We start from the raw sequence: 24,212 nt of genomic DNA, 5'->3' as shown, positions 1-24,212 counted from the left end.
TTTTGTAATCTAAATTTTAAATGGTTCGGACTGACCAGAGAAAATTGTCATCCGACATTTAACATTTAAAACTTCTTATGATGGATCTACCAAAAATAAAGGCTGATCAAATTCTACAGGTGAACTATCATCTACAAGAACTTTCACAATGGTCCCGGACACTTCGGATTCAATATCATTGAATAGTTTCATGGCTTCTATAACACAAAGCACATCCCCTTTACCAATGGTATCGCCTACCTCAACAAAAGAAGGTTTATCAGGTGAAGGTTTTCTATAAAAAGTACCGATTATAGGCGATTTTATGGTAATATATTTTGAATTTTCATCAGCTTCCTTTTTCACCTCTACCTCCACAGAAGGAGAAGCGGCAGGAGCGGCAGCCATTTGCTGTGGCATATGGCCCCCCATAGGAATTTGCTGTACATAAGTTGGTTCTGTGGTATGACCAGCTGCCCCGGTTCGGATGGTGATCTTTATATCTTCCATCTCCAATTTTACTTCACTAGCCCCAGATTTGGCGACAAATTTAATTAAGCTTTGAATTTCTTTAATATCCATAGAGTTCGTATTAGTTTATAGGTTGCGACAGATTTATGAATTGTATGCCCATTTTAAATAAATGGAGCCCCAGGTAAAACCACCACCAAAGGCTGCAAAAACCAAATTATCACCTTTCTTGAGCTGTCTTTCATAATCGCTCAATAAAAGTGGCAAGGTTGCGGAAGTGGTATTTCCGTACCTCTGTATATTCATCATTACCTTGGAATCTTCCAATCCCATTCTGTTGGAAGTGGCGTCTATAATTCTTTTGTTGGCTTGGTGGGGCACCAACCAATCAACATCCTCGTGCGACAAATTATTTCGTTCCATAATCTTTGCGGCGGAATCGGCCATATTGGTCACGGCAAATTTAAAGACCGACTTCCCATCTTGGTAAATAAAATGTTGTCGGTTTTTAACGGTTTCCTCCGAGGCAGGAAGCAAGGAGCCACCTGCATCCATTTTAAGAAAATTTCTTCCTACGCCATCCGACCTTAAATATTCATCCTGAAGACCTAGACCTTCGTTATTTGGTTCAAAAAGTGCTGCACCGGCACCATCCCCAAAAATTATACAGGTGGTTCTATCGGTATAGTCAATAATAGAGGACATTTTATCCGCACCAATAAGCAATACCTTCTTATATCGTCCAGATTCTATGTAACTGGCAGCCGTGGACATTCCGTATAAAAAGCTGGAACAAGCAGCTTGCAAATCATAAGCGAAGGCATTAGTTGCTCCAATTTCCGAAGCCACATAGGCAGCAGTTGCAGCAACCATCATATCTGGAGTTGCAGTTGCAACAATTATTAGTTCGATCTCCTTGGGATCCAATTTTTGCTTTTCCAGAAGTTGCTCCGCCGCTTTTATGGCAAGATAGGATGTACCTAGCCCCTCCCCCTTTAAGATTCTCCTTTCCTTGATACCGGTTCTTGTCGTAATCCATTCATCATTGGTATCCACCAAAGTTTCCAAAATCTTATTCGTCATTACAAAGTCTGGCACATAAGACCCTACAGCAGTAATAGCAGCTGTTATTTTGCTCATCTAAATTTGATTTTTATCAATAAATCTTCAAAAACAATTGAAAATTTGTGAAAATTAGTGATTTTCTGTGACTTTAAGTTTAAAAACACCTTGTTTTTGAATTTTACCTCACCCTCATAAAAAAACTCCCACTCTTAAGAAGTGGGAGTCCAAATTATATTGTGCCTAGGTGATTTATGCTACTGCTTCCTCAGTTTTGTCGATCAAAACCTCCCCACGGTAGTATAATTTACCTTCATGCCAATGAGCTCTGTGAAACAAATGCATTTCTCCAGTAGTTGGATCTTGTGCTACAGTAGGAGCTACCGCCTTATAGTGCGTTCTTCTCTTGTCTCTTCTGGTTTTGGAAATTTTTCTTTTAGGATGTGCCATTATGAAACTTATTTATCCGTTAATAATTTTTTTAAAGCGTCCCACCGGGGATCGATATCTTCTTTGTTTTCCTTTGTATCTTTTGGTTGGAGTTCTTCCAGCCTGTCCAACACTTCTGATTGTAAAGTGCCGTCCAAAACCCCAGGATGAACCTTTTTGAGCGGAACCGACAATACCAACATTTCATAAACATATTGTGCAATATTGATTTGGTATTCACTATGTGGAATAATCAATATTTCATCATTGTCATTGTTGTACTCATCACCAAACTTAACAACCAATTCCAAATCGGCCTTGATTTTTTGATCATAAGGTTCGCTAGTTAGATCACAATTAACATTTACTGTTCCCCGTGCCTCCATTTCCAACTCCATCATGGTACTCATTTTATTCAAGGTAACGTCTAATTTAATATCCGCAGCATTGAATTCATCATACTCAAAAGACTCAAAGAACGTATTCTCTATAGTGTACTCAAACTCGTGTTTTCCCTGTTTCAGTCCCGAAAAAGGAATAATAAACTCCTTATGCTGCATCATGATCCACACTGGTTTTAACGTACCCGCCGCAATAAAGGCGGGTGCAAAGATACTATTATTTTGTAAAAAGCCAACAAATAGACCGAAATAAATATATTCCGATTAAATTTCCATAATTCAATGATATCACGCCGAGTAGCGCCCCCATATTTAGGTAAGCCTATCCCTGTCTTTTTAATTTATGTTTCTTTAAAGGATTCCCAGTTAATTCCTTATATTCCTGTCTATTTTTAAATATATGGAGGGCCGCAAATACTGCTTCCTTGAAAGAGCTATTGTCAGCAACACCTTTACCTGCAATTTCATAGGCTGTTCCGTGGTCTGGGGAGGTTCTCACTCTATTAAGGCCTGCGGTATAGTTTACCCCTTTCCCAAAAGACAAGGTTTTAAAGGGTATTAGTCCCTGGTCGTGATAAGCGGCTAGAATAGCATCAAAATTTTTATAATTGTCAGATCCAAAAAAGCTATCAGCGGAGTAAGGCCCAAAGACCAAATGCCCCTTTTCCGACATCTCTTTAATGACCGGTCTCATAACCTCATCATCTTCCTTACCTATTACACCGTTATCTCCGCTGTGGGGATTAATCCCCAACAATGCGATCTTAGGTTTCCTAATTCCAAAATCCATCTTAAGGGAATTCGAAATGGTGGCAATTTTAGAGCGTATCAATTGCGGTGTAATGCTGGCTGCAACATCCTTTACGGCAACATGATCGGTAAGCAAGCCCACCCTTAAACCATCGGCTACCATGAACATTAAGCTTTCTCCTTCCAATTCCTTGGCCAAATAGTCGGTATGCCCTGGAAATTTAAAATCCTCGGCCTGTATATTGTTCTTATTAATAGGTGCCGTAACCAGAACATCTATATCGTTATTCTTTAGGGCCGCTACTGCCGCCCTTAAAGACTGTATGGCATATTTTCCACTTTCAGGGGTTGGCACCCCAAAACTTACGACCGGAGTTTCCTTCCATACGTTCACCACATTTATCTTTCCATCAATTGCTTTGGAAGCATCCTGTATGCCATTATAATTAATTTCCAGTCCCAACTCCGATTTTTGGTGGGAGATGGTTTTATTGGATGCAAAAATAACCGGTGTGCAGAAGTCCAACATCCGGGAATCTTCAAATGTCTTAAGTACCACTTCGCACCCAATCCCATTTAAATCCCCAATGGATATCCCCAATTTTATTTTTCCAGTTTCCTGCATTTTGTCTCTTCGTTTAATATGAAATAAACCCTTAAATTTACAACACAAAACTACTTAATTAAAACGACACATGTTTACTGGGATTATTGAAACTTTGGGAGAAGTAATAAAATTGGAAAAAGAGGGAAGCAATCTTCATATTACCTTAAGATCTAAGATTACCCAAGAACTAAAAATTGACCAAAGTGTTGCGCATAACGGAGTATGCCTTACCGTCGTAAAAATTGCAGCTGATCAATATACCGTAACCGCCATTGAGGAGACCTTGGAAAAAACCAACTTGAACGATCTTCGTGAAGGAAACCTTGTAAACCTGGAACGTGCCATGGTACTAGGGGCCAGATTGGACGGACATATTGTACAGGGACATGTGGACCAAACCGGGGAATGTATTGATATTAAAGAAAAGGATGGCAGCTGGATTTTCACCTTCAGTTATAATTCCCTACAGAATAATGTCACCATTGAAAAGGGATCCATAACCATAGACGGAACCAGTTTAACCGTAGTTGGATCCCAGAAAAACAGCTTTAGCGTTGCCATAATCCCTTATACTTATGAGCATACCCGGTTTGGAAGTTATACAATAGGAACAAGGGTCAATCTGGAGTTTGACGTAATAGGAAAATATGTATCCAGGTTATTGGAACTCAGAGGATAAAAACCAAAGGATTATAGTAAAGTTTTCAATTTAACAAGATTGATTTTAAAAAAATTTATACTAATTTACTCCCCTACAACACCTTAAGGTTTAATACTTATGCTTTATATACTAATTGGAATTGGCCTTCTTTTTATTGGCATGGCATTTCTTGTTACGGAAAACAATTCGAAATATCTCCTCTCTGGCTATAACACCATGAGCGAGGAAGAAAGAAAACAGGTGGATATAAAATCGTACATCCCATATTTTAAAAAGTTTCATTTGTTGTTGGGGTCCTCGTTTATTATTATCGGTCTCATATTGCACTATGCCATTGGAGAAAGTGCCAGTGGAATATTTATAGGTGTTTATCCCATACTTGCCTATCTCTACTTCATGAGGGAAAGCAATAAATACTGGAAAGGGTCCAGCAACAAATGGAATAAAATTGGCCTTTATGTCCTAGCGGCAACCTTGATTCTTGTAGTAGGGCTCCTTGCCATGGGTTTTAAGGAAAATAAACTAATCATTGAACCGGATGCTGTCCAATTTCAGGGCAGTTACGGGGAAACTCTAAATGTGTCGGATATAGCATCCGTGACCCTTGTGGACCATTTACCTGAAATTACCTCAAAAACCAACGGATTTGCCCTTGGAAGCATCAGGAAAGGATATTTTAAGACTGGTGTTGGAGAGGAAGTGAAATTGATATTGAATTCCGACAGCAAAACATATCTGTTGTTTACAAAAACAAATGGAGGGAAAATTTACTTTTCCGCAAAGGAAAATACGAGCACTCAAATTTATAATGAACTAAAAAAAGTATTTCCGGAACAGATTGAATAAGATTGGATTTCTTTACCCAAGATGATTGCATCATTATTGGCGTGGCTAAATATATGTGTTGAAGACCATATTATTTTAAAGATTGAAAATCGTACAGGATTTGAGGTTTTGTTTATGCGGTTTACCCGTTATTAAATTAGTTTAAAAGGAAGTGTTTATGGCAATGGAAGTCGACCAAAATCTACTTTATGGGAGTTCGACAACTAAAAAGAACAGCCACCCTGCCAGCCAGAGACGGACTCTCCCAAGGTGGGATAAATAGGAACACCTATCTTGTTAAAAACATTCCAGAGACTTGGCCATCCCCAAGTTACTACATCTAGTTAGACTTTTATAAATATTTTTTTTCTGTAGAGAATATATCCCAATAACACATACAAAGAGACCAATGAAAGCCCATACAGAAATGAAGAAGTTTCCATTGACCAAAAATCCTGAACATATACGGTATTAAAAAGCCAGCCTTTTAGGGAAGTGTCCCCATTCACTTTTACCAAACCCATAATTTTACTTGTGAAACTGGAAAGAAAATACAGGACAATGGCATTGGCTCCGGCATATTTAAATATACTGCCAAACTTAATCCCCTTAACATCGGAGAAGTAATATATTATAGCCAAAATTATATTGGCCCAACCAGCTGTTACCATTACAAAGCTACTGCTCCACAGGGCCTTGTTTATGGGGAAAAACAAATCCCACACATAACCCACCAACAACATTGCCAATCCAATACCGAACAGGAGCATTTCCTTTTTAGCCCACTTGGAGCGCAACATTAGACCTGTAAAGATCCCCAGTATAGCGGTAGCTATGGAAGGCAAAGTACTTAACAATCCCTCGGGATCGTAATCCGCTTTATAGCTGTGGCTCCCAAAAACAAGGACATCCAAATAATTGGCCAAATTGTTCGGGGCTCGTTCAAAGGTGGGTGCCATTCCATTGACAGGAACAAAACCCAATAACAACCAATACCCAATTAAAAGAAAGGCACAAATACCAACCAGTGTTTTCCAACTAAAATTGATAAATAAAATCGAGGCAAAGAAGAACACAACACCAATACGTTGCAACACTCCTGGAAATCGAATATTTTCGAAATCCTTAAAGAAAGGAAAGTGTATGGTAAAAGCCCCTAAGAACAACCCCAATCCAACTAGTTTCAGGGCTCTAATCGTAATTTTTTTATAGGTCTTGGAATCTACCGCTTTGTGTTGATATGCAAAAACAATGGAACAGCCTACGATAAACAAAAAGAATGGAAAGACCAGATCCGTAGGAGTATATCCGTGCCATGGAGCATGCATAAAAGGAGCGTACACATGGGACCAGGTACCGGGATTATTTACCAAAATCATAAGGACAATGGTAAGTCCCCTAAAGATATCCACGGAAATTATTCTATTCTGTATATTCATTCCTGCCTGGCGACAAACCAGCTATTTATTATATATTCTATAGAATATGATCCTTCATTTTGTTCCAAGCCCGTGCCAGCAAAAATCCGGACACCACGGCCACACCGGTCAAAATAAGGGCATTGGTAGTTTTTCCATATATCCAATACCCAGTGGCAAACATGCAGGAGTAGATTAATACACAACCTAGCAACATGGCAGTGATACCTGCAGGTACACTCCATTTTTCCTTAGTGTTCACAATCTCTACGTTTTCGTCCTTCGCATCCTTGATCACTTTGGACCAACCCGGCCCTCCTGGCTGAATTTTTTTGTAAAAATCCTGCAATACCTGTTTGGATTCTGGCTGTGTCATATACGTTGCTGCCAACCAAATAACCGTAGTAACAACAACCACAAAAGGATATTCTGCCCAATCTGGGAAAACACCTGTTTCTGCGGCAAATAAGAAAGGTCCAACAGCCGTTAATTTTAATATAATGGAGATGATTCCCGATGCAAACATGGCCGTTATCTCACTCCAAGCGTTGATCCTCCACCAGAACCATCTTAAAATAAAGATAAGTCCGGTACCAGCACCAAACACCAACAACACTTCAAACAACTGTAAGGCGTTTTGTAAGAGTAGGGCCAAAGCAGCGCTGAAGACCATTAATATAACGGTGGATATTCTTCCAACAGCCACCAATCTTTTCTCGGAGGCATTGGGATTTATCTGCTGTTTGTAGAAGTCATAAACAATATAGGACGATCCCCAGTTCAATTGGGTAGAAATGGTACTCATATAAGCGGCTATCAAAGAGGCCAAAACCAAGCCCAATAATCCACTGGGCAATTTGGTCAACATGGCGGAATAAGCCAAATCATGTCCTAATTTATCTACTGCAACATTGGGGAAAGCCTCATGGATACTAGCAATGTCCGGGTAGACTACCAAGGATGCCAAAGCTACCAAAATCCATGGCCATGGACGTAAGGCATAATGCATAATATTGAAGAAGAAAGTAGCACCTATGGCATGGTTTTCGTTTTTGGCCGCCAACATACGTTGGGCTATGTATCCACCACCTCCTGGTTCCGCACCAGGATACCACGAACTCCACCATTGTACCGCCAAGGGTATTATAAATAAAGTAATTAAGGCATTGGTATTACTAAAATCGGGTACTATAGCAAGTTTATCTGCTACATGCTCATTCGCCATTAATGCTGTAATACCCCCAACTTCTGGGATGTTCACCAAATAATAGGCTGCTCCAATTGCACCGCCCATAGCTACAAAGAACAATAGAAAATCGGTATACACCACCCCTTTAAAGCCACCTAAGGCACTAAAAGTCACGGTTATCAACCCTGCGCTCACCACGGTTACCCAAGGCTCCAAGCCCAACATTATACCCCCTATCTTAATTGCTGCCAAGGTAACGGCAGACATGGTAATCACATTAAATATAACGCCTAAATAAACCGCCCTGAATTTTCTTAAAAAGCTTGCCGGTTTACCACCATAACGCAATTCATAAAATTCCAAATCCGTATTTACATTGGATTTCCTCCAAAGTTTGGCGTAGACAAAAACGGTGAGTAGGCCGGTCAGCAGAAAAGCCCACCAAACCCAGTTTCCAGAAACTCCGTTGGTACGAACAATATCGGTCACCAAGTTGGGCGTATCCGTAGAAAAGGTTGTGGCCACCATAGAGAGGCCCAACAGCCACCAAGGCATGGTTCTGCCGGAAAGAAAATATTCCGAAGAACTGGCCCCCGATTTCTTGGAGACATAGATTCCGATAAATAAAACAATTGAGAAAAAAACAACAATAAAAGTGTAATCTAGGGTACTTAATTCCATCGGTTTGGCTTAGGTTTGAGAATTAAGATCTAAAGATAAATTTTTTTGGGATACTTTTGCCCTTTGTTCGCCAAATGTCACATATGATTCTCTTAACAACATCAGATATAACCACAACAGCATGGGTACTTGCCTTAACCGCCGCATTTGTGATAGGAATTTCGAAAGCCGGTATCAAGGGAATCGCTATCATTAATGTTACTCTAATGGCATTGGCCTTCGGAGCCAAGGAATCTACTGGATTAATTGTGCCTTTACTAGTTTTGGGAGATGCCTTTGCCGTTATGTACTACAACAGGCATGCACAGTGGAAGTATATTGTAGCCTTTTTGCCTTGGATGATTTTGGGCATCCTTATTGGCACGGCCGTAGGAAAGGATTTGCCGGAAACCACCTTTAAGATCAGCATGTCCGTTATTATATTGGGAACGGTTATAATGATGTATTGGTGGGATAGAAAAAAATCCAAAAACGTTCCAACCCATTGGGCATTTGCAGGATTTATAGGAACCATGGCGGGCATTACGACCATGATAGGCAATTTGGCAGGAGCCTTTTCCAACATTTATTTTTTGGCCATGAGGCTACCAAAGAACGAATTCATTGGAACCGCGGCCTGGCTCTTTTTTATAGTAAATATTTTTAAACTGCCCTTTCATATTTTTATCTGGAAAACCATTACCCCTGAGACCCTATTAATTAATCTTAAATTGGTTCCTGGAATTGTTCTCGGAATTATAGTAGGGGTACGATTGGTAAAAATTATTAAAGAACAATTCTATCGCAAGATGATTTTGATCCTTACCGCAATCGGCGCATTTCTCATTCTCTTCCGGTAAAGAAAAAAGCTGGTGCAGTGCACCAGCTCCTCAACTAGACTAACTCAAACTAATACTAACTCAAACTTTTCAAGACAAAATTCGTATTAAAAACCCATCTAGAAGTTAACTAAACTTCAAGCTAACATTACTAAAAATAAAAGCCTCCACCATCCCGACTATAAGAGTATTATCCAACACCCTTAGTACCAGTTGTATATTTTATCCATTTCCTGATAATTATCATATTCTAAGAACCTATTTCGTATAAAATTTGTCGATTCACATTTGGACTGCACTGCTACGGGAAGGCACCCCATGTGTAAAACCTCTGACGCGTTATCATTGCTGACATAGGAACGGTGCAACAGAAAATAAAAAACATTTAAACGTATGATAAAACATAACTTTCATATTCCAGTTATGGGAATTGGGTTTACCATAGACACACCTCTAAAAGTTTCCCACCTTGGTATAGATTCGGTTATTTCTTTGGTAGATGACATCCTGATAGAGAAATTAAGGAAAATGTACTGTGAAAAATTTGAACTCTCTTATCAGGAAATTTCAGATAAATTGGAAGATTTTAGAGCCAAGAGAATCACCAGTTATCTCAACTTGATCAATGATGCGGCGCATAAAAAATTTGCAGACCTAATTAATTCGGCCCATAGCACTGGTAAAGAAATAAAAGAATACGTAGCTCTTCTGCCAAATGCTTCCCAACTAAAGGAAGAGTTTGAAAAGCTCACTTCCAACGAATTCAATGCCGCTGAGATTAAAAAATGGTTGAAAGAGAATTTAACCATGGGTAGCGTCGATGTAAATATTATGACCAAGGTGGACAAGGACAACTTTATTAAAAATGACAAACTGTCCACAGAATATAATGATGCCCATGCTGCGTTACGCGGATATGCCTGCAGCAAACTAAATTCGTCCGTAATTCTTTCTGCAGGGATGAACCCTCGATTATACAGTTATTTAGAAAATTTTGATGATTTTTTTCCTGATGAAAACGGTAATATTAAAAAGAAAATAGTCTTAAAGGTAAGCGATTATAGGTCTGCCTTGATCCAGGGTAAGTTCTTGGCCAAAAAAGGAATTTGGGTGTCGGAGTTTAGGATAGAATCCGGTTTAAATTGTGGTGGACATGCCTTTGCAACGGATGGTTATCTAATGGGGCCTATTATGGCCCAGTTCAGGGATAACAAACAGGCTTATATAGACGAAATACATGCCATTTTAATTTCTGCACTTAGCAGCAAGGGCCGTGAAGTACCCAAACAAAATCTATCCTTAAAAATAACCGCCCAAGGAGGTGTAGGTACCGCTGAGGAACACCAATTTCTACTGGATCATTACAAGGTGGATTCCGTAGGTTGGGGGACCCCGTTTTTATTGGTTCCGGAGGCCACAACAGTGGACAAGGTGACCCTAGATAAATTGGTTGTTGCCAAAGAGGAAGATTTGTACTTAAGTGATATTTCCCCATTGGGAATACCCTTCCACAACCTACGTGGAAATACCAAGGATTTGGAAAAGTTTAAAAACATAGATAAGAATAGACCAGGAAGTTCCTGTCCCAAAAAATTTGTAGCCTTGAACAAGGATTACTCCGACAAGGGTCTCTGTACCGCCTCACGACAGTACCAACATATCAAAATTAAGGAACTGGACGAACTAGGTTTGTCCGAAAAGGAATACACTGAAAAATTTAATAAAATAACAGAGAAATCATGTACCTGTGTAGGCCTTGGCACTTCTGCCCTTTTGGCCTATGGTTTGGATACCAAAACCGAAGGATCGGGCGTATCTATCTGCCCAGGACCCAATATGGCCTATTATTCCAAAATAATGACTTTAAAGGAAATGGTGGATCACATTTACGGCCGTGACAATGTTATTTCCAGAACTGATAGGCCCCATATGTTTATTAAGGAATTGGGGATTTACCTTGATTATCTTAAAAATAAAATCGAGGAATCCCGGGAATCCATGAATAAGAAACAAGAGAAATACCTATTGACATTTACCCAAAATTTAAATGAGGGCATCACCTATTACCAAGAACTATTTGAAAGCTTAAAAGGAACATTTGAAAATGAAAAAGATGGGGTTCAAGCGGCATTGGCCCAGGGATTAAAAACACTGGAAGGTTTTAAAATGGAGATTGAGGCTCTTTCTTTATCGGAGGTGTAACAATCCTAGCAATTATTTGTCGACAAAATGAAATCGGCGCCCTAAATAGCTCCTTCAATCCTAATCGGTTCTAGTTATAACTTGAACTTCATAGGGTGCCTTTGTAGTCTATGAACCCTAGATAAATTATTTATTGGTCTTAAATGTAGCGGTAGTTGACCAGTCGCTCCAATTTAAATTTTGGTCCCGGTAACGGACCCTCCAATAATAGGTGGTGTTCGGTTTTAACCTATTAGTTTTTTCATCGGTAAGGTCGTCATCCTTTTGCCTATTTTCCTTGTAGTACCAATTTTCAAATTGCTTCCAGCTGTCAAAAATGGGCTTTTCAAAGTCATTGCTCTCTGCAACCTGCCAATGTGAGGCTGCATGGAATGCATTGCCGAAGCTGCTAGTGAAATCTCCGGCTTTCAGGGTGGTTCCGGTAAAATTAACCGTTTCGTTATTGGGCGAGATAACACTGGGCGCCCCAGGCTTTCTTTCTCTTTTATAAATGACTAGGCTATCCCTAAGTTCATTTTTACGCTCCAACTCTTCATTCCCCTGGCTAATTCTCTTTATGGTAAACTTAGGGTCTTCCTGACTGGCATCAACTTCCACCATCACAAAACCATACTCGTCCTGGGTTACCGTAAATTCATCGTAATCCCTTCCTTCAAATTCTCCCCAATTATCAATGGCGCCACCTGCGGAAGCAACGTTGATCCATAAGTGTTTATGATCTTTGGACTGTCCTCTTGAATAACCGTGGGTATGCCCAAAAAAGTGGATACTGGGCTTCCCTGTCTTGGTGGTAAACGCCTCCAAAAGTGCAATTACTTTTCCTGTAAAATCCTCTTCTCCCGGAATCCACAGTTCCGATTTATGGGGATGGTGCAACTGAGCAAAAACGAAATCCACCTCTTCGTTCTTAGCCGTTTCGTCCAACAGCTTCTGCAACCACTCATACTGATCCCTACTATTGTTGTAACCGTCATTGGAATTGAGCCCAATAATCCTGGTATTGCCATAGTCCTTAAACCACCAATGCTCCGCATAGGCAGGCGTACCGTTTTCAGGCAAGCTGAAGTATTTAAAATAGAATACCGAATTTTTTTCATGATTCCCCAAAACTGGATACACTGGAACTTCTGAAAACAACTTTTCGGCTGGATTAAAAAAATGCTCCTTCCATTGGTAATATTTGGTGCCATTCTCCACCAAATCGCCAGGTATCATCACCATGGCCAAATTATTGGGAAGCTTGCCCCCATACTCCTTTTGAAAATATTGCAATATGCCATCATTTACGACCTCGGAAAATTTATTGGGGTTGTTATGGTCTATTTGCATATCGCTCATAGCTACGATTTTAAAGGATTCATGGTCACTGGCAAAGGGAGGGGTTTTAAATTGAAAAATATCCGAAACCATTTTAGCTGTTTTTACACGGTAGTAGTATTCTGTAAAGCGTTGCAGTCCCTCCAATTTGACCTCATGAATACGGGATTCACTAAAATTGATATCGTAGGCCATACCTTTGGTCTTTTTGCCCAGCTTGGGTGTTAAACCCCATTCAACCACACTTTCTTCGCCCATGGAAGTTTCCCACATAATTTTAATGGAATTGGGCTCGGCATCCTGCAGGTAAGGTTGAACCAAAAATTCTCCATTTACATTTTGGGCATCTCCAAAGAAATGAAATGCCATGGCAAAAAACAGTATTGCAGTACTCTTAATGTTCATTTGTTAATTTATATTCCAATAGTTAATAACTAAAACAATCGTATTCAAAAGACGTAGTAGAGCGGTTATTTCTATTACGCATGCACCAACGCCAAGCTTTCGTCGAGAATATTTAACGCAGCATCCAGTTCTTTTCTACTTATGGTAAGTGCCGGTGATAATTGTAAAACATTGCCGGCAGAAACCTTAAAGCTTAAACCTCGTTTTAAACATTCGTACATGACCACTTCGGCCTCATTTATTGCCTTTTCCTTGGTTTTCTTGTCCTTCACCAATTCTACCCCCCACAACAATCCCATACCTCTGATATCACCGATAAGGGGATATTTTAATTGTAATGCTGCTAGGGATGTTTTAAGGTAGTTCTCATCTGCCTTGACCTTGTCCAATATTTTTTCATTTTCCAAAAAGGTAATGGTACCAAGGGCTGCCACAGCACCCAACGGACTTTTTTCATGGGTATAGTGCCCTAGGGATATATCGCCAAACTTGTTGTATTCGTCCCTAGTGATAATAGCGGCCTGTGGAAAAATACCTCCTCCCAATCCTTTGCCAATACACAATATATCAGGTTCAATTTCATAATGTTCAAAAACAAACATTTTACCAGTTCTGCCAAGTGCTATTGGAATTTCATCCAAAATTAGTAATACCCCATATTTGGTGCATAGCTCCCTAGCCTTCTTCCAAAATGCTTTGGATGGCAATTGAACATCCGTATTCCTTATAGTTTCGGCAATAAAAGCGCCAATATCGCCTTCCTTGGAAAACACATATTCCAAATATTCCAAACATTTATCCTCGTTGTCCTCAAAAATTCCACGGTAAGTAACAGGTGGTGGAATACGTTCCACTCCTGGCATTAAAGGCCCCATAGATTCCCTGAAGACCGCTTCCCCTCCAACGCTGATAGCGTCTAAGGAAGCCCCATGAAAAGAATCCCAAAAAGACACCACCTTAAACCTGCCAGTGACGGCCCTCGCCAATTTTAACGCTATCCCAATAGAGGAACTTCCATTAGGTGTTAGAAGCACCCTGTTAAGATCGGAAGGCATAAGAGAGGCCAATTTCTCGGCAAAATCAATGGCAGGAATATTCGTATAACGTCTTGGGGAAAAAGGCAAAACCCTTAATTGATCAATAATTTTTTCAATGAGTTGTGGATTGGCGTAGCCCACTTGATGCACATTATTGCCATGAAAATCGAGATATTTTTTTCCCGAGATATTCTCAATATAGGGCCCCTCACAACTTTGTAAGACATCCAAACATGGAGTGGACATGGATTGGTGCAAAAAATATCGGGCATCCCGTTCCAAAATTTCCTTGGTCTCCACACTTATCTGGGAGTCCATCCAGGCGGCACGTGCCGGAGTAAAATTGATATCCCCTTCTGTTTTTTTGTTCTGGGCAACCATTCCCGAATTATCTTGCTTCATAAGGTCCGTATTTTGCTATTATTTCTCGTTCTTTTGTATTGTCGTTCAGGATATAGATATCATATTGTCTTCCTTGGTTATACACCCGGACCACAATATGACCGTTCTGACTTTTATATTGATCCAATTTATCTCCTATCACATCTTTAAGAGGTTGTAACATAACCGTTGAAAACAAATCCCGCTCTCCAGGATATAAGGCCTTGGAAGTTATTCTTCTTAGCACCTCCTCTCCCGGATGGTCCGATGACCAATTTTGTTGGATCCATACCCTTGGTCTAAGTGTTCTTACAAAGAATACATTTTGGGAATCCCTGTTGCCATGATGGTTCAAGGTGGCAACATCCACAGGACCAATCACTGGTGCCACGTGCGATTCCAAGGAATTTAAGTCCGTTTGTCCCAAGGCATCGATACCGCTAATATCTCCCCCGGTAAAATAATTGAACCGGCCATAGGTAATTTTTAGACATGTGCTTAAAGGATTTTCACCGGGATAATCCCCTTTGGTAAACAAAGAATAATAATCCTCGTTTTCACCAGTCCATATATCGCCATTAACGGCAATATTACGAATTTCAAAATGGGGATATTTATTGGGGGATTGTTTTAGATGGATTTGATTGATAGCCCCAGGCTTTAAGGCTTCGTAAATCATCCCATCTTCCTTGATGTGATAATCCATATAATTCCAATACTCCTGCAATGTTTCTATAATACTATAAGAATCGTTCGCTTTTATTTTCTTTTGTACCGCTGTATTCTTTAAATCGATTGGATAATTACTTCCGCGGTCCAAATGGGTTTTAATAGGCAATAAACTCCCTACTTCCATCATTCCTGTTAAGCCATACTTTCCTTTCGGGTGCCGTTTCCTTTTAACATCCATCTCCCCGAAATGATCGTCATGGTAATGCGTTATTAGTCCGTAATCCAGTTGCAAGGTTTTATTTTTTGGAAAAAACTGATGAATATAATCCACAATCCATTGTGGTGCAGTTTTGGAATTATCGGGTTTTTGTACCGCATTTCTGGCAGATAAAGTTCTAGCATGGGTTTCGGACATGTCGCCTGCATCCACCAAGAGCGTGGTCGCATCTGGAAAAACAAAAAAAGCGGCATCCCCCCTACCTGTATTTATATGATGAATATCCATCATCCCCTCTTCCCACGCGGGTAATTGCCCTCCTTTGTCTTGGGCCGTTACCAGTATCATGGGCAAAAGAAGGAATATGACCTTCATTGATAAACCTTTTACCGTTATTTCCAATTACTTTAGTATTGATGTTGATAGCACTTGTTTAGGAATGGTCTTAGTTTGATAATCCACGTTCAACCATCCACTACCGCCTCCATTAAACCATACCACTTGTAGGGGGTAGTTTCCAGGCTTTAAGGAAATACTGCCATTCTTTTCGATCACCCCATGATCCCCATCATTGTCCACGATCAATTGATTATTTACCCATAATTTACTACCATCATCGGAATTGGTGTAGAACACATAAGTGTCTTCTTTTTCAATTTGAATATTTGTAGTGAATCTCACTACAGTGTTGTCACGGATTTCCTCCTTTACCTCATCCGAGGTAATTTCAAAACAGCTTCCTCTGGCATCCGGTTTTTTATTTTCCAAAGTGGGGATACTCGTTAAGTTTTCCAAATAAAACACCTCATAGGAAATGGGTGCTGCCCTTGTCCTATTTTTTATTCTAAAAAAGACTTCAGAAACGGTACTGACAATTTTCCCATTCATAAAAATAGCGCTTTTAACCACCACATTTTCAGAAGTCTTGACAGGCTCGGTATATAAGGCGGAATTAAGGTTGGGCATGGAACCATCTAAAGTGTACCTTATTTCTCCTATGGTATTTGGATTTTTTATAATAATACTTGTAGAATCATCAAACAAACCCCCAGCCCGTTTATAGAAATCGGCAGGAGGTAGTATCGTTGGTTTCATGATCCTTTCCGTAATTGGATAATCATCTCTAAGATCATATCCCTCAAAAGCATTCTTTACGGGTTTGCCTATCCAGGCCATAGGCCTTTTTATCCCCAAAGCAAATGCGACCGTTGCAGCATTGTCATATTGGTATACCGGGTATTTAAGTACATGGTTCTTCTTGACCGATTTCCCCCATAGGATAAAAGGGATTTCTATTTCCCCCAAAGATTCGCCTCCATGGCCTTTCCCTAATCCTCCGTGATCTGCACTTATGATAACCAAGGTTTCATCTGCCATTCCAGATGCCTTTATAGCTTCCATTACTTCAGCAAGCAATTCATCCGCTTTTTCCACGGATTTGTAATATTCAGGACTTCCATGGCCATATTCGTGTCCACCATGATCCACATGATCAAAGTGGATAAATGTGAAGGTTGGTTTTTTATCCTTAATATAGGCACTGGCCAAGGCTGCAGTTTTATCTTCATTTTCAGGGTTTATGTCATAATCCACAGCCCCTTTTTCAAATAAGCGCCCAAATCCGGTCCAATGATAAATAGCTCCAATTTCTGCATCTTCCCGATTGTCGTTAATCAATTGAAAAATAGTAGGAAAAAGGAAGTCTTCACTTTGGGTAATTGCCGGCAGTATAAAATTGTTTTTCTCCCAGCTATTGGAAGTAATCCCATGCTGCTCCGGACCCGCACCCATAATCATGGAAGCCCAGTTGGTGCTGGAGCTGGTTGGCAACACCGCCCTGGCGTGCATGCTGGATGCCCCTTCACTTATTATCCCATCAAAGGTTGGAGTAGTTGCTTTATTCAGTCCATCGGGACTTAGTCCGTCAAAACCAATAACTACAACATGCTTTACTAAGGGGGAATTTTCACGGTCTTTTTTGGCACAGGACCAAAATGAACCCGATATGATCACAAATACTATTGTTTTAAGCAATAATTCCTTGGTAAAAACGCTATGCAAGTTGCCCGAAATAGCCGAAAACAAGGTGCTTTTTAGTACAATACTGGCTTTGCTCATTTTGATTGGTTTTAGATTTTGATTAATGAAAAAGTGTAAATATCATGTGACTAAGTTAAGTCAAAAAGTTAATAATATTAAATTTTTGTAACTATAACTACAATTTTTATATAAAACATAAAATTCTCGATCCCATACCAAATACATTTTCTTCTCGTCATAAATGCCGGTTCCTGGTCCACATAAGAGTCAAGGCCATAGCGAAAATCCGCTATGGCCTTGAACCAGTTATACATGGACTAAGCTGTTGTAATGCTGATCATTATCCACAGAAAGCCATAAAATCCATTTGGTTTCTGAAATTATTTCAACCACCAAGTAATTTCACGAATCTTATCGTTCCCAGCCCCAAACTGTCTTTCAATGGCAGCAGCAACATTTGCCGTATTATTGTTGTACTCAGAATTAGGGTAGATCCATCGGGTTGGAGGCGTGGCTCCCGGCAGTTGTGCAAAGGCAGGGAATCCTGTTCTTAAATGATCAAAATAAGCTCTCCAGCCCGTTTGCAAAAATGACGTAAAATACTTCTGGGTCAAGATAAGTTCCAACTTTTCGTCAGTGGTAAGTCCATTGTCAAATGCTACCTCAGCCCCCATAAGATAGGTATCGGCATCCGTTGGCTCCACATAAGTTTCAAAATTCTTGGCATAGGTATTATAAAAATCGAAAGATGATTTTACCCCATTTTCATAATGTTCCTTGGCATCGGTAGCGATCCAACCACGCACGGATGCTTCTGCCAATATAAATTCCAATTCCCAATACCCCATAAGGTTATGCGGCTCAGTGGTGGGGTCTGTGGTGTATCTCAAGTTTACCTTGGAGACGTCTCCTGCAGCCGCCTTGTCGTTTACTTCTGCATAGGGAGCTAAGGGATCACCGCCTTCATAGGCCATAAAATCATCAATGGCCAATCCTGCCTCCTTGGCATTTTTGGTCTGTCCGCAATAAATGAACAACCTTGGGTCCTGTCTGTCCTGAAGCCTTTCGATAAAGGTAGAGGACATGTACATACCCGATCCATAACCACTAGAGTTAAATTCTGTATACCTACTCCCTTCCTCGTCCAAAAACACCAACTGGCCGTTGTCCTCATTAGACATCATTATAGGCTCATTATTGTAGATACTGGCAAAGGAACTTATTATGTTCAAGTCTGCGTCGCCCACCTTTTTGGAAAGGGTCATAAGTACCTTTAATCTAAAGGAATTGACCAATTTTTGCCATTTGGTAGTATTTCCGCCAAAAATAATATCACCCGCAATAATGTTGGTATTTCCTTCCAAAAGATCATTGGCTTCCGACAATTCCTTTAATATCCCCACAAAAACTTCTTTTTGGGTGTCATACTTGGGCAAATACTGCTCTTCGATTTCTCCTTTAAGGGCTTCGCTATAGGGAATATCGCCAAATGTAAGGGTTAGGTTATAGAAGTAATATGCCCTAAAAAATTTGGACAAGGCTATATACTCGTCGCTTTCAATACGCTCTGCCTCCTGCATCATTTTGGTAGCCTCCCCCAACATATTATAATCATCAAAACCAGCGCGGTCCCAGTTATAGTATTGGTTGTTGTTTTCACCATCGGTCTGCACCAAAATACGGGAGGCATATAAAGCTCCGGTACCATCAACCTCAAATGCATTACTTGCAATATTGGTCAATAACAATTGTGGGTGTGTTTCACTAACATTATTTGGGTTGTCGTTTAAGTCCGTAAGGTCCTGACATCCGCCCAGAGACATCAATACTGTTAATCCGAATAAAATTCCTATTTTTTTCATTGTGTGTCTTTTACTAAAATTTAACATTAACGCCTATACCAATGTATCTAGTGGAAGGATCCTGTAGATTGTTGTCGTTCCCAAAATCCGGATCAATGATATCTGCCTTCTTCCATACCAATAAGTTATAGCCGCTAAGGGTTACATCAAGATTTTTTACGCCGTGTATATTGGCCAATTCCGTGATATCATATTTAAAGGAAAGGGTTCTTAGTTTAAAAAAGCTCCGATCGAAAATATTGGCAAATTTTTCGTTTTCCTTGTAGGTCACAGCTGCCCTATACGGATAGTTCTGTGACCAGGTCTGCCAGCTCACCGCAGTGGTATTCTGGGCATAGGTCCTAGTATCGGAAATAACATCCCCATTTACGTCCTGCACCAAGTCCCCTCCTGTAACCTGTACCCCGTTCGGAACATAAACCGGTACTCCGGCCGCGTATTCTGCATCCCTATATTCGGTAGAATTGGGGTGCTTGCCGCCCCACCACATCTTTTCTACGGTCAAGGAACGGATTAAACCTCCCCATCCACCGTCTATACCAACATTAACGGTCAGGTTCTTGTACTTAAAACTATTCTGAAGCCCTAGGGTCCAATCCTGATCGTTATGTCCCAACAGTTGTGGAAAATTATCCTTGATCGGCAATCCATTGGCGCCCAAAATCAAATCCCCATCCGCTGACTTCTGCCACACGGTTGCGTAATAGCTGTCCGCCCTATCGTTCAGTCTTAGATTATTATACGTGGTATTATCCCCGTATATTTCCGTGATTTTCTGAACCTTTCTACTCCAGTTCGCGGTTATATTCCAACTAAAGTTATCCGTAAGGATTGGTTTGGCATTAAGCACCACTTCCAGACCATTGGTAGTATATTCATTGCCATTTACCTTTCTGTTTTCAAAACCCGATGTGTTTGAAATTGGCAAGTCTATGATCTGGTTGGTGTCCACCACGTTATAATAGGTAAGATCCAATGCCAGCCTGTTCTTTAAAAAAGCAGCACTTAGACCAAATTCGAAGGAGTTTGAACTTTCGGGCTCTATATTGGAATTCACCAAACCATTAGGGTATTGCAATTTTATATTTCCTCCAAAAACACCACTATTGGTATAATATGATTCTGTACTATAAGGATCCAAGTCACTGGAAACCTGTGCCCATGAACCATAGAGCTTTAAATAATCCACGGCCTTGGGCATGCTGACAAAATTGGACACCACCGTACTTAAGGACACGGATGGATAGAAGTAAGAGCGATTTTCCTTAGGTAGGGTAGAAGACCAGTCGTTTCTTGCCGCAGCTGTTAAAAACACTGCATTGTAAAGATCCAGTCCCAAAGTGGCATAGACACTATTGGTCGCCCTTTCCTCTACGTAAGTAGTCGCCGCCACATTGCCACTGGTATTGTTGAGGCTATAAACAAAAGGAACTACAAGGCCATCGGTTGAGTTATATTCCTGTTGATATTTTCTATAAAAGGTAGAAGCACCTGCGTTGACGTCGAAGGAGATATCCTCGGTCAAAGATTTGTTGTAGGAAGCCAAAACATCATAGTCTACGGTAAGTCTTTTGGAGTTCCACGTCTTATAGTCACCTTCCCTGGCATCACCATAATTTAAATAGGTCTTGGGACTTTGTCTGTCCTCAAAAATATCCTGTATTACAGCTGAACCTCTTCCTTGCAGGTTTAAGCCTTCGGCTATATTGTACTTCAGCACCATCTGTGCATTGATCAGATCGGCATCGTATTTCTGGTTCAGTTCATTGGCCGCGAAATACACGTTATTGTACCAGGCATAGTTAAAGTTGGCCTGTCTATAGCCTTCCTGCCCGGGAACATACATATGCTCCTTTAATTCTTGACCGTTGACATCATCGCCCATCCAAATAAGAATGGTATACATATGGTTCTTTGGTCCATACCCATGTCTTGGATAGTTGGGGGAATACACCTTATTATAGGACAACTTACTGTCCAAGGTAAGTGATTTGGAAAGGTTGGTGGTAGATTTAAAAGTCAGCCCTCCCGTTTTAAGACCGGAGTTGGGAACCCTATCCTTTTGATCCGAGTAATTACCGGACAAGCGGAACGACCCCTTTTCGGATTTGCTCGCGATTGCAAAATCCGTACTGGAAATATAACCGGTTCCCATAAAATCCTTTAAGTTATCGTGATATTCCCAAGGGGTTGGCACTCTGGAATAACGGGATTTATCGTCATATTGGGTACCATAAACATCACCCCACCAAGGAATGGTTTCCCCAGTAACATTATCCAATATAGGACTGTTCCATTGGGAGACCAAAACTCCAGGTTCAAATTTAGGTCCCCAGATCATATCCCCATCCGAAATACCTCCGTCCTTACCATCCCAGAATTCATATTTACCGTTAGACCCATTCCCATACTCTGTTTGGGTTTCCGGAAAAACAGTGAAGCCGGCAGATATCATGGTATTATGTGAAACAGTTATTTCCAATCCGTCTACCTTGGCATTTTTGGTAGTGATCAAAATAGCGCCATTTCTACCCCTTGATCCATAAAGTGCAGAAGCTGTTGTTCCCTTGAGCACATTTACATTGGCTATGTTATTGGCGGAAACATCGTAAAAGTCGGTTTCAACCGGTATCCCATCAATTACGATCAAGGGCGATTTACCCCTTAAGGAAAATGATGGCTTTTGAAATAACCCTGTGGGATTGCTTACGCTTAGTCCTGCTACCTGGCCAGTAAACAAATTCCCCACATTGGGAGCATTTATTTCCTCTATAATCTCCACATCCATTTTTTGGGTGGCATAACCAATCTTCTTCTCTGCCCTGGTAATCCCCAATGCCGTTACAACCACCTCATTCAATTTTTCAGAATCGGGAAGAAGTACTATTTCCGCCGATGTTTTTCCAGAAGTGGGGAATTCAGTTGGAATATATCCTATATAGGAAACCAGCAGAACATCATTTTCCGAATTTAATCCAATTTGAAAATTTCCATCAAAATCTGTAGCTACACCTTTGGAACTACCTTTAATGACTACCGATGCCCCTGGTAAAGGCGCACTGTTTTCATCCAAAACCTTTCCCGTAAATATTCCTTGGGAATGGCCTATGATACATGCAAAAAAGGCAAATACCATAACAATACTTGTTTTGTTCATTCTTTTTAGTTTGTGATTTTTAATTATTTAGTGAGCGCAAATATCCTAGGCGTAGGTTAACTAAACCCTCAATAAATATTAAAAGATTGCAATGAAATACCACTAATTGTTAAATGAATGTTAACCGTATAACTTAGGACAAGAAAATGAATGAAAAAGTACTTAGGATGGGTCTAGAGAAATTGATCCGTAGCGATAACAAAAAGACTGATGGTAAATTAACAGGAGTAAACTTATACTTCTGCCAATAGAACTTCCGACTTTTCCACCAATAAATTATTCTTGTATTTCCTTTTAAAGTAGAAAAGTGAAACCAGGGTAATAATAGTCCCCAAAACGGCGATTAGATAAGTGCTGGTCATGAAAAAATTGAGCCAAGAAAGCTTACTTTGACCAAAATTCTTGTACAGTAGTACCCCCATGCTACCTAAATAACCAAAGGCATCCGCAATATATATAAGATAACCCGCATTGCCCTTTATCCGAAAAGTGGCAATCATACGATCGAAAAAGATACAGTTAAAAGGTACATAACATATATAGAGCCCAAAGCCTACACTGATCATCCAAAGAATAGGTGAAATTAAGGCCATTTGAAACAATAAGGTTGAAAGACCAATGGCTATAGTACCAAAAAGCAATAAGTAATGATAGGAAACAAAGGCCTTATAATTGTTTTTGATAACGCCCAAAGAACCTATGATTACCAAGACCAATATGGCAATGGGCAGTTCGGATATGGTATATATGGCTGCGTCTCCCTCATACCCCAAAGCATCCCAGATCTCCCTTGAAAAATTATCCCTAAAATCGCGCAATGCCGTTAAAAAAGTGTAGAAAAATACCAAAATTATAATCGGGAACAGGAACGCAAGAAAAACTTTCCTTCTGTCCTTTCCTGTCATAGGTTTACGTTCTGTTCTAAGTTCCTTATCCTCCTCTGTAGGTTGGGGGATTTTATTCAACAACCATGCAAAAAATACAAATGGAGCCAAAAAAATGCCCCCTGTAACAAATGGCATCCAAAATTGGGAAACCTGCCAATTTTCCATAACCAAAAGACCAACCGACTTTACCGCTCCGCTGGATACTATAAAACTGGAACATAAAATCACTCCCAAAAATTCAGTAAACTTTCTGCCTTCCAGATATGAAAATACAATTCCCCATACCATTCCCAAGGGAAGACCATTCAATAACATAAATATAAAATTATAAGGGGGCGGAGTTATGGCGAACAATAAAAGACTTGCCTCAGCTGCAAGAATAAGGCCCAAAAGATAGTATATTCTCTTATTGGCCTGTAGCTCAGAAATTACTTTGATCCCGATAAATTTGGAAAGCATGTATCCCAACACTTGGGCAATGATCAAAATTATCTTGTAATCCACTCCGGCAAAGGACAGGTCTTCAAAGGTGGCCACGGTAAATGGCTTGCGAAAAGCATACATGCAGAAATATGTACCAAAGGAGGCAAAGGCCCCATAAAGTAAAAACGAAATATCTTTTTTTACTAGCTTCAAAAATGTTGGCGGTTGGTTGTAAAATTTTTCAAAAGATAAATATTAAAAGGCAATTTTTCCCTCTTTTTAAGTTTAAATGAATTTTTTATGGTTATTGGAAGCTTATGC

The 24,212-nt window shown here is 40.2% G+C and carries 18 protein-coding genes; 4 read left to right on the top strand and 14 right to left on the bottom strand.

Annotated features, from left to right (window positions below):
- Positions 1-75 precede the first annotated feature (75 nt).
- From accB to pdxA, 5 genes are all read right to left on the bottom strand, one after another.
- Positions 76-561: an acetyl-CoA carboxylase biotin carboxyl carrier protein gene (accB, locus tag QSE00_RS01445; protein ID WP_110354312.1), complete on the bottom strand. Its 486-nt coding sequence runs from the start codon at positions 559-561 to the stop codon at positions 76-78.
- A 33-nt stretch (positions 562-594) separates the two neighbouring features.
- Entirely contained in the window at positions 595-1,590 is a 996-nt protein-coding gene (locus tag QSE00_RS01440) for a beta-ketoacyl-ACP synthase III (RefSeq protein WP_110354311.1), read from the bottom strand.
- A gap of 174 nt (positions 1,591-1,764) precedes the next feature.
- Positions 1,765-1,962, bottom strand: a complete 198-nt coding sequence (gene rpmF / locus QSE00_RS01435) for a 50S ribosomal protein L32 (RefSeq protein ID WP_031445940.1) — start codon at positions 1,960-1,962, stop codon at positions 1,765-1,767.
- Between the two features lie 8 nt (positions 1,963-1,970).
- Complete coding sequence (locus tag QSE00_RS01430; protein ID WP_110354310.1) at positions 1,971-2,504, bottom strand: YceD family protein; 534 nt, start codon at positions 2,502-2,504, stop codon at positions 1,971-1,973.
- A 160-nt stretch (positions 2,505-2,664) separates the two neighbouring features.
- The gene (gene pdxA / locus QSE00_RS01425; RefSeq protein WP_286104616.1) at positions 2,665-3,717 is read right to left on the bottom strand and encodes a 4-hydroxythreonine-4-phosphate dehydrogenase PdxA; all 1,053 of its coding nucleotides are present in this window, start codon (positions 3,715-3,717) and stop codon (positions 2,665-2,667) included.
- A gap of 70 nt (positions 3,718-3,787) precedes the next feature.
- Here pdxA and QSE00_RS01420 point away from each other — a divergent pair, with 70 nt between their 5' ends.
- Together QSE00_RS01420 and QSE00_RS01415 are read left to right on the top strand one after the other, a co-directional pair.
- Positions 3,788-4,378, top strand: coding sequence for a riboflavin synthase (locus QSE00_RS01420; RefSeq protein ID WP_286104615.1), 591 nt, complete (start codon positions 3,788-3,790; stop codon positions 4,376-4,378).
- Between the two features lie 99 nt (positions 4,379-4,477).
- The gene (locus QSE00_RS01415) at positions 4,478-5,206 is read left to right on the top strand and encodes a DUF3784 domain-containing protein (RefSeq protein WP_286104614.1); all 729 of its coding nucleotides are present in this window, start codon (positions 4,478-4,480) and stop codon (positions 5,204-5,206) included.
- A gap of 323 nt (positions 5,207-5,529) precedes the next feature.
- Here QSE00_RS01415 and QSE00_RS01410 read toward each other — a convergent pair whose 3' ends face one another.
- Positions 5,530-6,624 carry an acyltransferase family protein gene (locus QSE00_RS01410; protein WP_353477429.1) on the bottom strand — a complete coding sequence of 365 codons (1,095 nt, stop codon included), beginning with the start codon at positions 6,622-6,624 and terminating at the stop codon, positions 5,530-5,532.
- A 37-nt stretch (positions 6,625-6,661) separates the two neighbouring features.
- Complete coding sequence (locus QSE00_RS01405) at positions 6,662-8,473, bottom strand: sodium:solute symporter family protein (RefSeq protein WP_286104613.1); 1,812 nt, start codon at positions 8,471-8,473, stop codon at positions 6,662-6,664.
- Positions 8,474-8,556: 83 nt separating this feature from the next.
- Between QSE00_RS01405 and QSE00_RS01400 the strand changes: the two genes are divergently transcribed.
- Positions 8,557-9,312 carry a sulfite exporter TauE/SafE family protein gene (locus QSE00_RS01400; protein WP_286104612.1) on the top strand — a complete coding sequence of 252 codons (756 nt, stop codon included), beginning with the start codon at positions 8,557-8,559 and terminating at the stop codon, positions 9,310-9,312.
- Between the two features lie 372 nt (positions 9,313-9,684).
- On the top strand, positions 9,685-11,493 hold the full coding sequence (locus QSE00_RS01395) for a hypothetical protein (RefSeq protein WP_286104611.1): 1,809 nt from the start codon (positions 9,685-9,687) through the stop codon (positions 11,491-11,493).
- 126 nt (positions 11,494-11,619) lie between these two features.
- On the opposite strand, the gene QSE00_RS01390 is transcribed toward QSE00_RS01395, so the two are convergent.
- From QSE00_RS01390 to QSE00_RS01360, 7 genes are all read right to left on the bottom strand, one after another.
- Positions 11,620-13,215: a fibronectin type III domain-containing protein gene (locus QSE00_RS01390; protein WP_286104610.1), complete on the bottom strand. Its 1,596-nt coding sequence runs from the start codon at positions 13,213-13,215 to the stop codon at positions 11,620-11,622.
- A gap of 74 nt (positions 13,216-13,289) precedes the next feature.
- Positions 13,290-14,654: a (R)-1-hydroxy-2-aminoethylphosphonate ammonia-lyase gene (gene pbfA / locus QSE00_RS01385; protein WP_286104609.1), complete on the bottom strand. Its 1,365-nt coding sequence runs from the start codon at positions 14,652-14,654 to the stop codon at positions 13,290-13,292.
- Complete coding sequence (locus QSE00_RS01380; RefSeq protein WP_258364744.1) at positions 14,641-15,897, bottom strand: ComEC/Rec2 family competence protein; 1,257 nt, start codon at positions 15,895-15,897, stop codon at positions 14,641-14,643. Before QSE00_RS01380 ends, pbfA begins: the two co-directional genes overlap by 14 nt.
- A gap of 27 nt (positions 15,898-15,924) precedes the next feature.
- Positions 15,925-17,640, bottom strand: coding sequence for an alkaline phosphatase family protein (locus QSE00_RS01375; RefSeq protein WP_286104608.1), 1,716 nt, complete (start codon positions 17,638-17,640; stop codon positions 15,925-15,927).
- Positions 17,641-17,942: 302 nt separating this feature from the next.
- On the bottom strand, positions 17,943-19,424 hold the full coding sequence (locus QSE00_RS01370; RefSeq protein WP_286104607.1) for a SusD/RagB family nutrient-binding outer membrane lipoprotein: 1,482 nt from the start codon (positions 19,422-19,424) through the stop codon (positions 17,943-17,945).
- A gap of 13 nt (positions 19,425-19,437) precedes the next feature.
- Positions 19,438-22,581, bottom strand: coding sequence for a SusC/RagA family TonB-linked outer membrane protein (locus QSE00_RS01365; RefSeq protein WP_286104606.1), 3,144 nt, complete (start codon positions 22,579-22,581; stop codon positions 19,438-19,440).
- 233 nt (positions 22,582-22,814) lie between these two features.
- Positions 22,815-24,104, bottom strand: a complete 1,290-nt coding sequence (locus tag QSE00_RS01360; RefSeq protein WP_286104605.1) for a DUF5690 family protein — start codon at positions 24,102-24,104, stop codon at positions 22,815-22,817.
- Between the last annotated feature and the right edge of the window lie 108 nt (positions 24,105-24,212).

Origin of the sequence: Arenibacter flavimaris, from assembly GCF_030291335.1 — a bacterium.
Taxonomy (GTDB): domain Bacteria; phylum Bacteroidota; class Bacteroidia; order Flavobacteriales; family Flavobacteriaceae; genus Arenibacter.
This window is presented reverse-complemented; position numbering and strand designations above follow the sequence as displayed.